General features: G+C 62.2%; 14 protein-coding genes. 2 read left to right on the forward strand and 12 right to left on the reverse strand.

Annotated elements, in window-relative coordinates:
* Window positions 1-40 precede the first annotated feature (40 nt).
* Window positions 41-838, forward strand: a complete 798-nt coding sequence (locus H586_RS0102615; protein WP_027181288.1) for a UPF0280 family protein — start codon at window positions 41-43, stop codon at window positions 836-838.
* Between the two features lie 77 nt (window positions 839-915).
* Here the strand turns inward: H586_RS0102615 and H586_RS0102620 are convergent, their stop codons facing one another.
* Window positions 916-1,860, reverse strand: coding sequence for a MerR family transcriptional regulator (locus tag H586_RS0102620; protein ID WP_027181289.1), 945 nt, complete (start codon window positions 1,858-1,860; stop codon window positions 916-918).
* Window positions 1,861-2,140: 280 nt separating this feature from the next.
* On the opposite strand from H586_RS0102620, the gene H586_RS17870 reads away from it, so the two are divergent.
* Entirely contained in the window at window positions 2,141-2,770 is a 630-nt protein-coding gene (locus H586_RS17870) for a TetR family transcriptional regulator (protein ID WP_051363822.1), read from the forward strand.
* A gap of 1,282 nt (window positions 2,771-4,052) precedes the next feature.
* On the opposite strand, the gene H586_RS0102635 is transcribed toward H586_RS17870, so the two are convergent.
* From H586_RS0102635 to H586_RS0102690, 11 genes are all read right to left on the reverse strand, one after another.
* Window positions 4,053-5,774: a hypothetical protein gene (locus tag H586_RS0102635; RefSeq protein WP_027181291.1), complete on the reverse strand. Its 1,722-nt coding sequence runs from the start codon at window positions 5,772-5,774 to the stop codon at window positions 4,053-4,055.
* 1 nt (window position 5,775) lies between these two features.
* Window positions 5,776-6,207, reverse strand: a complete 432-nt coding sequence (locus H586_RS0102640) for a hypothetical protein (protein ID WP_011368389.1) — start codon at window positions 6,205-6,207, stop codon at window positions 5,776-5,778.
* Window positions 6,198-6,794, reverse strand: coding sequence for a hypothetical protein (locus H586_RS0102645; protein WP_027181292.1), 597 nt, complete (start codon window positions 6,792-6,794; stop codon window positions 6,198-6,200). The genes H586_RS0102640 and H586_RS0102645 overlap by 10 nt, the downstream gene beginning before the upstream one ends.
* Window positions 6,794-8,896, reverse strand: a complete 2,103-nt coding sequence (locus tag H586_RS0102650; RefSeq protein WP_027181293.1) for a phage tail protein — start codon at window positions 8,894-8,896, stop codon at window positions 6,794-6,796. The genes H586_RS0102645 and H586_RS0102650 overlap by 1 nt, the downstream gene beginning before the upstream one ends.
* Window positions 8,893-9,507: a phage connector family protein gene (locus H586_RS0102655; RefSeq protein WP_027181294.1), complete on the reverse strand. Its 615-nt coding sequence runs from the start codon at window positions 9,505-9,507 to the stop codon at window positions 8,893-8,895. The genes H586_RS0102650 and H586_RS0102655 overlap by 4 nt, the downstream gene beginning before the upstream one ends.
* A 158-nt stretch (window positions 9,508-9,665) precedes the next feature.
* Window positions 9,666-10,064 (reverse strand): hypothetical protein, encoded by a 399-nt coding sequence (locus tag H586_RS0102665; RefSeq protein WP_011368393.1) that lies wholly within the window; start codon window positions 10,062-10,064, stop codon window positions 9,666-9,668.
* Window positions 10,065-10,117: 53 nt separating this feature from the next.
* Window positions 10,118-11,032, reverse strand: coding sequence for a major capsid protein (locus H586_RS0102670; RefSeq protein WP_011368394.1), 915 nt, complete (start codon window positions 11,030-11,032; stop codon window positions 10,118-10,120).
* Between the two features lie 9 nt (window positions 11,033-11,041).
* Window positions 11,042-11,710, reverse strand: a complete 669-nt coding sequence (locus tag H586_RS19825; protein WP_051363823.1) for a hypothetical protein — start codon at window positions 11,708-11,710, stop codon at window positions 11,042-11,044.
* Complete coding sequence (locus H586_RS17880) at window positions 11,707-12,171, reverse strand: hypothetical protein (protein WP_211232552.1); 465 nt, start codon at window positions 12,169-12,171, stop codon at window positions 11,707-11,709. Before H586_RS17880 ends, H586_RS19825 begins: the two co-directional genes overlap by 4 nt.
* Window positions 12,164-13,813: a portal protein gene (locus H586_RS0102685; protein ID WP_027181296.1), complete on the reverse strand. Its 1,650-nt coding sequence runs from the start codon at window positions 13,811-13,813 to the stop codon at window positions 12,164-12,166. Before H586_RS0102685 ends, H586_RS17880 begins: the two co-directional genes overlap by 8 nt.
* 2 nt (window positions 13,814-13,815) lie before the next feature.
* Window positions 13,816-14,046 carry a hypothetical protein gene (locus H586_RS0102690; protein WP_011368398.1) on the reverse strand — a complete coding sequence of 77 codons (231 nt, stop codon included), beginning with the start codon at window positions 14,044-14,046 and terminating at the stop codon, window positions 13,816-13,818.
* Between the last annotated feature and the right edge of the window lie 78 nt (window positions 14,047-14,124).

Raw genomic sequence — 14,124 nt, forward strand, 5'->3', positions numbered from 1 at the left:
CCCTCTTGTCCGCAGCGCTGCCGCAGCGTATACAGCAGACATGACATCTTTCGCTTCTTCCCACGCAATCCATTCAAGCCCGCTGCGGCACTACCGCCGCCAGCACGCTGCGCGTCAGAACCATGTTTCGTTTCAGGTAGTTGTTGATGAAAGCGATCTATGGATAACTGCCCCGTGCAATATGCACGACCTCGCTGCTGCCACGGTACGGCAGCTGCGCGGCAGCATACACGCATGGTCGGCCCTGCATCCGGAGTTTGCCCACAGTCTGACGCCCGTTGCGCCCGCTGCGGAAGCGCCGCCGGTGATCCGGCGCATGATCCGCGGAGCACAGGTGGCCGGTGTGGGGCCCATGGCCGCCGTGGCCGGCACCATAGCCCAGATGGTGGCCGAAACCCTGCACGCGGAACTGCGTACCCGCAACAGCGGCGGCACACCTGACAACCATGACGTGCTGGTGGAAAACGGCGGGGATATATTCATGATCTCTGCGCAGGACCGCACGGTAGGCCTGCTGCCCGATCCTGCTTCATCGGCGGTTATCGGCTTTGCCGTTCCGGCAGAAGCCATGCCGCTGTCCGTCTGTTCTTCATCGGCCACCATAGGGCATTCGCTCAGTCTGGGCCACGGAGAACTGGCCAGTGTGGCTGCGGCTGATGCCGCCGTGGCCGACGCAGCCGCCACGGCATTCTGCAACATGCTGCGCACCGCAGACGATGTGCAGCGCGTCACCGCCCGTGCCGAAACTCTGAAACAACACGGAGTGCGGGCGGTATTTGTCCAGTGCTGCGGCAAAATAGGCATATGGGGCGACCTTGAACTGACCGCCGTGGCATAAACACAATACGGCGCGCTCCTGCCGGAACGCGCCGCACCGTTTGTGTGGCGGACAGCCGCCGGAATATGCAGACAGGCTCAGCCTTCCAGCCCGTCTTTGATGCTTTTGAAAAGAGCGAGAAGAAAATTATCCGGCACATCCTCACCGTCAATACACAGACTGCAGAGCTGGGTTACGGTGTTGCCGCTGGGGGTGGTGGTGCGCACCACGCGCAGCTCGTGCCTGTGCTGCTGAGTACCCGCCGCATCCCGCGAATGGATGACAAGCAGCCACTGGCCATTGCTGTACTGCCATTCCATGCCCTGCACTTTCTGCGAACCGGCGTTACGCTCAATAAGCTGTATCAGCATGGCCAGCGTAAAAGGCTTGCCCCTGCCGACCACACCGATATATTCGCCCCCGCGGTGTATGACCAGCGGTCTGCCCAGAAACGAAGCAGGCGGGCGCGGCGCGGCACCGCCGCTACGGCCCGAGGATGCCCCGCGGGCGGAACCTTCTGTCCGGTCTCCTGCCGCACGGTACGCACCGCCGGCGCGCAGAATTTCCATTTCCTGTTCCAGCCTGCGTATGGTCTCTTCATACCGCGCAGCCTGTTCGTCACGCTCATGGCGCAGGGCTGACAGTTCGTCACGCAGTGCGCCTATCTCCTGCCGGAATCCCGCCTGTGCTTCAAGCAGGCCCGACATTTTTTCCAGCACTCCGGAAAGTTCCTGCACAAAACCTGCTGACGCGCCGTCAAACCCTGCCGCCCCTGCCCCCGACAGACCGGCATGGTGCACACCGGCGTAGCCGTCACGTTCCGAAAGATGCGCCTCAATCTCTTCCGCCGACAGGTTACGCTCAAACATTTCCCTGATCTCCTTAAAAAGAGTAACGGCCTCGGGCGGATATTTTACTCTCCGCCCTTTTCCTCCGGCAGTGGGAATAAAACGGGCAAACCTGTCCTTGTAGTAGACAATGCTTGATGGCGGCACATCCAGACGGCGCCCGATTTCGCGCAAGCTCAATAGTTCTCTGGCCATGACTACTCAGATGTTGTTCATTAACTGATCACTTACTATAACCACATCATATATATGCCAGTCAAGGATTGTTCATAACTATCATGTACTAAAAAACAACTGAACAACATTAAATATAAAAAATAATACTTCTAATATCATAGTGTTAAGTCGTATAAAACATCATATAAGCAACAATTGAACTAACATTACGGCTATCATCCGCGGGGTCTGCCGACCACTGGAAAGTCATAGCAATTCCTGATAAAATATATTCACCGACACTAACAAAGGGATGTACATGGCTCGAAAAACCAAAGAAGAAGCTGAAAAAACCCGTCAGCTTCTGCTGGATTGCGCACTGACGGTATTCCTGCGCAAAGGTTACTCCGCAACTACTCTGAACGACATTGCAGAAGAAGCAAACCTGACAAGGGGCGCTGTCTACTGGCATTTTAAAAATAAAGTAGACGTTTTTTCCGCCGTCATGGACAAAGCGTTCGACCCCATTTCAAGGCTGGTCCGCCATATTCTTGAGCGGGGCGGAGACCCCATGTTTGTGCTGACAGAAGTGCTGCAGCACTGGATGCTTAAGCTGGCAGTGGACGACACCATGCAGAAGGCGCTGGAGCTGGTGATGACCAAAACCGAGCACAGCGAAGAACTGTCCGAACACCACGAAAGGGTCATCCGGCAGGATCATGATTTCATACGTAATCTGGAAAGCGTCTTCCGGCGCGGCATAGCGGAGGGGCTGTTCCGCAGCGATCTTGATCCGGCAGTGTGTGCGGCCACCTTCATGGCATTGTGTTCCGGTCTTGCCAGACTGAACATCAACCATCCCAGCGAACTGGACATGGCAAAGCACTGCACCATGGTTTCAGATATCTTTTTTTCCGGAGTCAAGGCGCCCTCCACCCGCTCCGAGTAATTTTGTACTGCCCTTCATTGCTGTCACTCAGGCGGTACGGTTTGCACGCAAGCCGTACCGCCTGTCTTTTTCCGTTCCGCCGCACCGACCGGCGCCATACAGCGCACCGCCTTTACGGGCACCTCGCCGGTCCGCCGACGTGCCCCTGTCCATAAGCCGCCCTGCCGTGCCCCGCAGCACCACGACGGCCTTTCAGACACGTCCTCACTGCCTCATGGTGCATGCAGAAATCCGTACGCATTGCCGGAACACCCGATAAGGAAACGCATCCGGCAGCAGCGTCACCGCAAGCAGCTTTCCCGGCATGAAACAGGCCTGTACGCCTGAACGCCCATGGAAACACGCGACACCGGCACCGGCAATGACAACGGCCACGCGGTCAAGCTTTTACATAAGGCCGGCAGTCAGAAAAAGCCGGACACGGCAGACGGGCAGCAGACGGGCAGCAGACGGGCAGCAGACGGGCAGCAGACGGGCAGCAGACGGGCAGCAGACGGGCAGCACCAAAAAAGAAAAGGCCCCGCCTGCCGGGAAGAGCGGCTGGGCAGACGGGGCGGGGGAAGTATCCGGCCTGCCCGGGAAGGGAGGAGGCGCGGAATATTCCGGACAGGAAGGTGTGACGGAGAATTTCTTGTCCGGAATACACGGCGGTGAACACTGTGAAGGGGGTCATCCGCCATGTGTAAAGTCATATTTACATTTTTGTCGCATAGTGTAAAGGCCTGCACATGAAAAAAGGTGGAAACTTTACATTTTACGTCTATCAGCACCTTACAGGCCATATTTTTTAGGAGGAACAAGACCATCGGTGCTGTACCGGCTGCCGGAACACGCCCAGCACGCAGCCAACAAGCCGTACAAACTGACTATTCAAACAATTTTTCACCCAATTTCCGCCGGATGGCGTGCATCGTGTCGGGCAGATACTGTTTTTCCTTTTTTGTCAACAATATGTCAGGGTGCCATTCCGTGCCGCCTTGCACAGTTCAAAGGCGCACCGCGTGCAGCACACCGCGCAGTCCGTGCTCCGCAGCCGGACTGCATAACGCAGGGACGGACGGCGGCCTGCACGTTGCCCGCTAACAGGAAAAAGCCGGAGCTTGCGGGATGCCGCAATCCGCAACGGCATTCAACGGCAGCGTGACTGCCGCAACACTCAGGCGGAACACTCAGCCGGAAAACTCAGCCGGAAAACTCAAGCGGACCACACGCGCCGCAGCGGCAAAAAAAACAGCGGGGAGCAGATGCTCCCCGCAAATATCCGGACAAAGGATTTCCGCCGTCAGCCGCCCACCGCAGGAGTGCCGAAAAACGCCCCCGCAAGCGGATCTCGCGTACTGCGTCGCTGACGACCGGTTTTGCGGACAGATCCGGCGTCCTGCACATTTCCTGTTGCCCCGCCGCCGGTGTGCCCCGCTTTTCCGGATGCAGCCATATGAAGTCTGCCGTCAGCCTCTTCCGTCATTTCCGCCAAGGCGTCATGCCTGCCGCCGATCAGTTCGCCGGTGGAGTCAGCAGGTATTCGTCTGCCGGGGCCATACGCTGCAGTGCCCCGTTGAGCGCCCGCCCCTCCATCTGCAGATACCGCCACGCCCGTGTCAGGTAACATTCCGGAAGATACGCCGGCAGCCTGCGCTCTGTCAGCGGGGCGCAACAGTTCACGCCCCAGCCGCGCAGCATCAGTATAGGACGGATTATCCAGAGCATTCAACGCCTCTTCAACCATGCGCAGCTGCTCAGCCCCACGCGCCGCCGCGGCAGACATGTTCAGACCGGCCGCACTGACGGCGGCACGCAACCGCCCTCTTGCCGCAGGTTCCTCTCCGCGGGTCAGGGCTTCACGTTCCTGCCGCAGTATCCCGAATTCCCTGTCCGACAGCCTGTGGCGCAAAGCCCAGATATCCGTCTGCGGTGTCAGGGCAAGACGCGCGGTGTAAAAGGCATCCCAGTCAGTTTCCAGTCTGCCGTGCTCCGCCCTGCGGGCAGCTGCGGCAGACAGCATATCCCGCAGTTCCTCCGGCGCGTCATACACGGCGGCTGCGCGTCCGGCGGCGTCCGCCGCGCCGGAGAAACGCTCCCAGACAGCTTCCACCTGCCCTTCGCGTTCCTGCTGCTGTCTGCGCTGCTGTTCCCGCCGCATGTCCCCTGCCATACTGCGGGCCATATCCTCCGCCCGGGTTGCCTTGCTGTCCGGTGCAAGGTGCTCCGGCGGCACACCGCGCTGCACATATCCGCGGGCCAGTTCGTGTGCTCTGGTCACATCCGCGGCAAAGTCCATTTCATGCCGCAGCCGCTGCATATCATCCGGTTCCAGCGCGTCTGTATGCCGCGCCAGCCATTTTTCCGCATTTCTAAGTGCCGCAGGGTCGGGAACACCGGTCAGCAGCTCGCCGCCGAAGGCCATATGGCGGGCCGCCTGCGCACAGGCGGCGGAAACAGCCCGCGCGGCCGCGTTCCGGCTGTCATCAGGGTCCAGACCTGCCAGCGCACCGCCCGCAAGCATTGTCCGGCGCACCTGTCCTACCCGTTCTTCCAGCAGCAGGTCACGTTCTTCCGTCGCTTTTGCCCGTGCCAGCACGCTGATATCCTGCAGCAGCCCGTCAACACGCCGCTGCACGGTCTCGTCCGCCAGCACACGGCGGCGCTCATTCAGTGCGCTGTGCCTCTGCTCTGTAAACAACGCCGCTGAAGGATACAGAATCTCATCCAGAGCACCGCGGGCAGCTGACGGCACAGCGGACCGGGCGGCAGCCACGGCTCTGTGCAGGGCATGCTCGCGCGGCGCATCGCCTTCCTCTGACGTGGCCGCACGCAAGGCCGCCTCGGCGTCCGTCGCCGCAAGCAGTACCTGCAGGGTGGTATCCGCGTCCGGGAAGCCACCGCCGGTCTCGCCCGCGCCGGAATCCTCAGGACGCCGCATACTTTCCGCTGCGTCTGAGGTTCCGGTGTCCGCCATGCTTTGTGCCGCACGGGTCAAGGAAGCATCCACGGTCAGTCCGCCCATATCAGCGCCCTCCGCCCAGCAGCGAACCTATGCCGCGGGCCAGCCCGAACAACGAATCATCGCTGCGCGAACGCCGCTGCAAAGACTGTCCGTAAGCCTGACTGCGGTACTGCCATGCACGCTGCCGCCCTTCGTACAGCGCCTCACGGGCCTGTTCCTCAAACAGAGCCTCGTCGCTCAACAACAGGTCCAGCGCGCTTCCCTCATCCACCCGTACCCCCTGCGAGGCCAGCAGTGCACGGCTGCGCCCCTGCTGCACTTCCCCCTTGCTGCGGATACTGTCAGCCCTGCGGGCCGCCTCCTGTTCTTCTGTCCGCGCCCGCTGCTCCATCATCTGCTGCTGATGCCGGTAGTATCCCTCATCGGCCCGGCTGCCGCTAACCAGCGTGCTGCCCACCAGCGCCGCCCCGACCACATTTTCCACTACGCACATATATCCTCCCTGCCGCTGTGACGTATAAAAGCAATCCACCGGCACGCAGGGGGAAGCAGCCCCCCGTGCAGCTGCGTCTGCCGGAAACCCGTCCGCCGCATCCAGCGTCCGGCTGTACGGTTCTGGCTGTCCACCGCATTCACCAGCAGCGGATAACGCCGGTGAAACGCCTCAAGCCAGCATAGTGCATGGCGCAGTATGCCGCGCGAACAAGCCCCCACCTGTGCCGTTGCCACCAGCCACGGCATACCGGCCCTGACGCCGTCCACCTCTGCCAGCCCCGCAATACCGAAAACAGCCACGGGGCGGCACCGGAATACCGGCCCGTGTCCGGCGTCCGCCCCTTCTCCCTGCCGCGTCTTTCTGTGCATGACCACCCATACGTCATCGCTGGCACGCACGCTGGCCAGCACCGCACCTGCGACGCTCAGTCCTGTCATGGCCCTCGCTTCCCGTGCGTCCTGCCGGCGCATACGCGCCGTCACATACCGGATATGACGCGGCTGCGCCCTGCGCACCACCAGCTCCTGCGTTACCGCTCCCCCCCTGCCGTGACACACCATCCGTTCCGCCATACGACGCATCATCACCACTCCCCCAGTTCCAGCTGCGCGGTTACGGCAAGCACCGTAAGCGGCAGCGGGTCTTCCTGCCGCAGCACAATATGCGTACGCCCGCTGTGCAGACTTTCCACGGCTATGTCTTTTTCTCCGCTGAAAAGCGGCAGCGCCCTGCCGGCTTTGTCCGAGGCCATGCGGAACAGCACTTCTGACAGGGCTGTTCCCTGCGCACCTGCCCGTAACCCCATGGACTCGTGCAGTTCCACGCGCACCCGCGTCACCCTGCGTCTGCGGCCCTGACTGGAACCATCTCCCGTCATCACCTCAAAAGCCGTGGGTACAAGCTCGCTCACATACCCGAGCCCCACATGGACATGCCCTGCGGGAGTATCCAGTTCCACCGTGCCGCCATGCACCTTGCGCGGCGGATGCACCCATCCGTCGCAAAGAATCTGCACCGTCCGGCCTTCCAGATGATCAAGCCCCCGGACGGCTGATACCGGTTCACCCACGCGGCTGAGCCCCGCATCCACATAAAACGCGGCGGCCGTGTCCGTGCCGCGCAGCACGGTTTCCAGCCGCTCGATGCTGCGCACCTCTTCCTGCCGTGTGCCGTTTTCATCATGCAGCACCCGCACACGACGCACCGAAAGCCACACTTCATCACCGTCATCGCCGGGAATGGCTGTGACCGCCTCCACAAACCCGTCCGTATCATGCCGGTGCCAGCCGACAACTTCATGTTCACGCAGAAAAGTCATGGCAGCCAGCGTACCGTCTGACAGCGCACACCAGACCACCGAAGCGGGTGACTGCTGGTAGCACCACGAAACAATGCGCCGTCCGCGCATGAGGTGCTCGGCAAGAATGGTCAGATCTCCGGCATCATATCCGTCCGATTCCAATGCGTAACGGAATTCACGGACAGTGCGTCCGTCGCGCTGCACAAACAGAATGCTCTGTCCGATGACCAGCGGCATGAGACCTGCGGAACCGTGCATGGTGTCCCGGCGCAGCTGTGCGTCCACCGGTGTCAGCGGAGCGTCCCCCGAACCGGAAAGCTGCCATTCGCCACCCGCCGTGCCCACCAGAAGACGACGGGCCGGCATCATCCAGCGGATGCGGTTCACCCTGTCGGCGGCAATGGTCACCGTCACGGCGTCATCATCACGCAGCGGGCTGGATATGTTCATGCTTTCATAGTTGGCCGACTGGCTGCACCAGATGGTCTGAGGCTTTTCGTCTGTTCCGGCAAAACACAGCCGCTGCTGATAGAACTGCACACACCCCGGCCAGCGCCCTTCACCATCAAAGGGATTGCGATACTCCGGCGGCCCCTGACCGAAATCAGGCTCCGCACCGCGGTCTTCGTATGCCGGTACACCGGCGGCCTTGCCTATGTAGCCGTAGCTTCCGCCTCCGGCGATGCTCTTGTACACGCAATAGGCCCCCGCGCCTTCCACCGGCTGCCAGGTCAGACGCACCATGTCGCGTACATTCAGACTGGCCGCAGCGGTCACGTTCACCGCTTCGGACGGCAGACTCTCCTCTCCGCCATCCGGTGCCACGGCTGTCACAACATATGCGTATTCACGCTCGGCAGCGCCTCCGGCAGCGGCCGTCAGCCCCTGCGGAGCAGGCAGGCCCGCCCCGAATTCCAGCAGCGTTATGCGCCAGTCGTTATGAGCATGGCGCGCCAGCTTGCGGGGGGCGCACTGCCTGCATACCAGATACATGACATCGGCAGACTGGCAGTACTGCAGCGACTGCAGCGCGTCACCTTTCCACGGAGTTTCCACACATACGGGGCTGCCGTCGGCGCTTACCACCAGACCGTCATCTTTCCACACCCGCATGACGCCTTCCCCCAGCTCCAGCACGTAAGCCTGTTCCTGACTGAAGACAAAAGGCACCAGACGCACCGCAGCAGAACCCGCCGGCTGCAGGGACAGCCCCGTGCCCATATGACGCATTCCCGGTCTGCGCACCGCGGCGCCATGGGGGTACACCGTCATGTTACGCAGCGTTCTGCACCCCGCCGTATACCGCTGCTGGTCAATGCGCGAAGAAAGCAGAGGGGACAGCTCGCCGCCGTTGAAACTGTTGCGCGTCAGGGTGATGCGGCTCATATCCACCTCGCCCGCAGCCAGCCTTCATACTCCTGCGGGTCGGCATGTCCTTCACCCGCATCGGCTGTTCTGGCTGTATCCAGCGCTTTGTCCGCACCGTCACGCAAGCCAGCATACAGTCTGGTACTGCCCGTCAGTGCCACGGCCATGTCCGCGGCCAGCTTGCGGGCCAGCGCCTCTGCAAACAGTGCGGGAAAACAGGCCGTCTCCGTCACGCGCACCGTCATCACCGCGCGGGCGGGACTGGCATCGGTATACAGTATGCCGCCCTCCACCACCTCGAATGTGCGTATGCCGGTTTCATCATCCGCCACGGCTGCTCCTCCCTGCAGCACACCGGCACCATGCTGCAGCACTCTGCGCACCCGCAGACAGTCCTGCGGCAGCCTGTAGGCATGCAGAAATCCGAAAGGCGGCTCCTGAGCCACCTGCGGCAGCACGGCATAACGGGTGGCAAAATTCCAGTGATGCGCCTCCAGCAGTTCGTCCCGTACTTCCGGGTAATACTGGGCGCACAACCTCGCCCCGCGCGATTCCTGCGATAACGAGGCGATTTCCTCGGCCCCGATATAGCGCAGAGCCTTGTTGCATATGCTGACTTCAGACGGCATGAGGCATCTCCTGTTCCGTATCCGCATCTGCGGACACTGCTTTTTCTGCGATAACTGCGTCTGCCGGGCGGCACGCCTGCAACAGCGCACCGCAGAGACGCGGCGCAAGAGGTATCACCTTTTTGCGCCGCGCCCGGTTACCGGCCGCTCCGCCGCCGTCAGCGGGGAATGAAATCCATAAAGACATCCACAGTGCCCTGCGCCGCAGGGTCATCGGTACCCAGTACGGCGCACACATACCGCGCCGTGTCGGAAGGCACGGGCAGGCGGGCAAGAACATCGCCCGGAGCGGCCTGCAGTCCTTCGGGGTATCTGCGGGCAAACGATACCGGCATGGGGGTAAGGGCATCCTCGCTGTCCCCGTGTTCCAGCTGCAGCGTCAGCTGCTTTTGCGCGCCCACCCGCACGGAAGAGACAGCGCGGACAAGCACTTCCGCTGCGCCGCACATGGACCCCGCGCGCGAAACGCCCCCGTTGCCCGTTGCTGTGCCGTCCGCAGGCAGCGTCTGTCCCGATGCCAGAAATTCACCATTGATGCGAAGGGTATGATTGTACATTGTCATGCTCCGTTGATGCGGCGCGCAGCCCGCACAGAGCTGCGCGCCGCCGGTTATACGCTCAGAGATTTTTCGGTGCCGTCTTCAAAGTTGTAGGAAGTGACAATCTCGATGCCGTTCCAGTGAGTGATGCGTCTGTCCATGTCGCGCCCTGCGGGGTCGACCTGCAATGCACCGCCCTTGTAGCGCTGGAGCAGGTTCTTGGCTTTTTCGTGCATAAAAAGGAACGTACTGCCCGGAGTGGCCCGCACATCTGCCAGCAGGTCATCGATCATATCTGCTGTGGGCACATGCTCGGCGCTGGCATTGACCACGGCAGCCACGCTGTGCCGGTTGGCAATCTGCACGCCCAGATAGGCTTTCAGGCGCATTCCGTACACCAGCACACCCTGATATGCGCCGGAAGCTGCTTTATACAGCTCACCGCCGTTGACGGGCCGGGTGTCGAGAACCGCCCCCTGACGGAAACAGCGGGGGCTGTACAGACCGCAGGTTTCACCGGGCACAAAGCGCACCGCCACAATACTGTAGCAGTTGTCGGCAGCCGAACCGGCGGAAACGGCTCTGCCGTGATCCAGCGCCCACGCGCGGAAGTTGTCGTACAGAATCCTGCGCTCGGCAGACATGCCCGAACGCCTGACAACTCTGGGCAATTTGCGGGCGAAATACTTTTCCCTGCCGCCGAACATGTTGGCCATATCTTCGGGGCACTCTATCTCGCCGCCCAGAATGGCCAGATCCACCTTGCGCAGTTCGCCCGTGACATCCACGGGAGGCAGCGGGGCGTTCATCTGCACCCAGCCAGCGCCCTGCACCTCATCCACCGATTCGTACATGTTCCACAGATCGTGGCTTGCCTCTTCAAAGGGAATGATGCCCAGAACAGGGGCCTCTTCCGTAAGATCGTCCACCTGCTTCGGTTGTCTGCTGGCGTACAGGCCGGCCAGTTCCTTCAGTGTCTTGCCCATTATCCGCTCCTATCGTGTTCTGAAGACTTCGCGGCGCAGAAAGTCTTCGGTGCTCATGGGGCCGCTTCCGCCACCTGCGGGCATGGCTGCGCCCACCGCGTCCTCGCCCAGCATCTCGCCCACATGGGCCATCATTTCCACAAATGCCGGATGGTTACCCCATCCAGACTCCACCAGAGGCGTCAATCTGCCCCGCATACGCCCGTCCAGCGAGACCAGCGCCCTGCGCGCACCGGCAAGACGCTCGTCATAGTTCTGCCCGAACACCTCGCTGCGCAGCACATGTTCGCAGTCCGCACGGCCCTGAGCCGTTTCACGCATGAGCCGCGACACATAAAAATCCGCTGCACGCTGTGCCTGAGCGGGAGAAAGCCCCGCCTCGGCGCAGAACCCCTTGAACTCATCCAGCAGCCCGCCGCTGACAGGCACTTCCTGCGGCAGGGTGATGGCATATTCCTCCACCGTGCGCTGTACCTGTGCCGTGCCTTGCTGGGTCTGCGGCGCTCCGCCGGTTTGCTGCACCTGAGGCGATGCGGCGCTGTGCACCGGAGTCTCCGTGACAATACGCGCCTGCACGGTGCCCCCTGCCGCGGCATCGCCCTCTTTGCCCTGCGTCATCACCTGAGCAGGAGCGTGTTCCTGCGGCGCCATGCGCGCCGCGCCCGGCAAGTTGTTCATACTTTTTCCCCTTCGTGTGCGGGGCAGACGGGCCCATGCCCGCCGTTCCCTTCTGTTTTGCCGGTTATCCGGCCTGTGTTACGCGCCGCCGCCCAGTTGCGTGCCCCTTCAATCTGCAGACGCACATGGCTGGCCGGATCTGCCAGCGCCACATCAGCCATACGGTCGCGGGCGTAATCAAACAGCGCCGCCAGAGCGGGCAGTGCCTGACCGGTGCCGGAAATACGCTGCGAGGCACACGCCGCATCCAGCCAGTGACGCACAACGCGCAGCCCGCTGCCGCACGGCATGCGCAGCACCGCGGCCAGATCGTCAAGATACGCCAGCATCCGCCCCTCGCTGCGGGCCGCCTCCTTTCTTGCCAGCGCAAACTCATCGGCCATAAGGTCCGTCAGACATTGTTCATCCATGCCCAGCAGCCCTTCCAGCATCCCGTCCTGTGCGTGTCCTCCCTCATGCATAGTGTCTCTCCATGACCGCCGCGGCTCTGGCTCCGGCCCTGCGTCCGGCCTCTCTGCCGGCTTCCAGCCCCGCACTTTCCAACAGTGCACGACCGGCCTGTTCTGCCTGCTTCAGAGCACGCTCCCTGCGCAGCAGCTGCACATCTTCATCGGAGCGCACAATACCCGCCGGAGCACCCGCAATGGACGCCAGCTCATCCACGGCCTGATCGAAATCGATTTTATCGAGCACCTCGGGAGCCATGGCCGCAAACCGCGACACGTCTCCTGCCAGCTGCCGCACCCCCTGTGCCGCCGACAGACGCTGAGCCTGCGCAAGGGCGGAAACGTATTCCACTTTCAGGTCACGGCCGGCCAGCACATCCGGTGCCGGCGGCAGTCTGCCCGCCCGCGCCAGCAGGCCGAACGCCCTGCCGATAAGCGGATCAAGGATGTCGGTCTGATGCCGCTCCACCACCGGCCCCAGAAGCAGCAGCTTTTCCTGACTGCGTTCCATTATTTCCGCGGCAGTCACATTGGATCGCGACTCACCGGCAAAAAGCAGAAACATTTCTGTGAACAACCCTTCGCGGATACTGCGGCGCACGTCCTCTATCTTGTAGGTCACGGCCTGAATGTCCGGCCGGATCTGATACAGCGGCGAAAGCGCGTCAGGCTGGGCCGGATTTACATAGTTCTGCGCACCGGGAATCAGATTCAGCCGCTGCTTGAAGCCCGTGGGTACACGCATGGGCGGATTGACCACCTTGTGCACGGCCAGCAGCTGGCTGCGCGCCATTTCCTGCAGCATCTTGACATCGGGCAGCACATCCATGACCGGTGAATGCCCGTACAGCTGTCCGCCGTTGACTTCCCAGCGGGCGCACAGATGCGGAAACTCCGCATAGCCGGAAACATGCAGCAGCCGGCGAGGCTCCTGAGCCTCCCATGTGAGCGACTCGTACGGTTTGTTAAGGCTGTCCTGCCTGCGCGGGTCGCGTCTGGCCCGCGGCCGGACCAGCTGCACCAGCGCCACAGGCGCATAAGGCTGCGCCGCGGCAAGGCGGCGCACGGTGCGTGACAGCCTGTCGCTGCCGTATTTCTGCGCAGCCTGCGCCGCTGTCATGCTGAAACGCCGCACCACGGTATCCACTCTGCCCGCGGCATCGCAGGCCCATGCAAAATCGCCGTGCGGCACAACGCAGAAACGCATCACCCGCTGCGGGTCGGCCTCCATATACATATCCGCGCTGCCGTACGCGGCCAGTGCCGTAAACAGGGCATGCGAATTCTGATAAAAATTCGACCCCGCAAGAGCCGCGTACAATGCCGCTTCCACGTCATCCAGCCAGCGGCGCACCTCGGCGGATTCCATAAGCCCCCTGTCTGCAAGGCGCAGCCGGAACCACGGTCTGGCAGGCGGTGTCAGCCCGCCCTGAAGCCCTGCCGCCAGCACCCGCAGGGCACGGGTTGCCGTGGCATCGATGATGCGCTGTCCGCGGCGTCCCTCCGGACGGGCCGTGCCCTCCTGCCATGATCCACCGCCATATCCGGCGCCGGTCACATAATCGGCCACTTCGCGCCAGCGGCTGTCCCACTCCCCCCGCTGCGACTCGATGTACGCCGCTGCACCGCGGGCTTCTTCCAGCGTGCTTATGCTCATGGTCATTGTCCCAGCAGTGTTTTGGACTGCACACCCGCCGGTGAGCTGTCACCCAGTGCTCCGGTGAGCAATGTCGCTCCGGCCCCGCGTGCCTGAAGAGCGGCACGCCTGTCCTGCTCGCGTGTGGTCCGCTGCTGTTGCGCATCACCGGTTTCCACCGGCATCGGCGGTTCCGGCGGCAGCGGCGCAGACGGCACGGAAGCTCCCTTGCCTATTCCTCCGCCTCCTCCCATACGAACCTCCCTGTGTTTTGTGTTGCGGCATGACTGCCCGGCGGCACCGGCGCCGCCACGCATGAAGGCACCCTATAC

The sequence above is a fragment of the Oleidesulfovibrio alaskensis DSM 16109 genome (genome assembly GCF_000482745.1).
Taxonomy (GTDB): Bacteria; Desulfobacterota; Desulfovibrionia; order Desulfovibrionales; family Desulfovibrionaceae; genus Oleidesulfovibrio; species Oleidesulfovibrio alaskensis.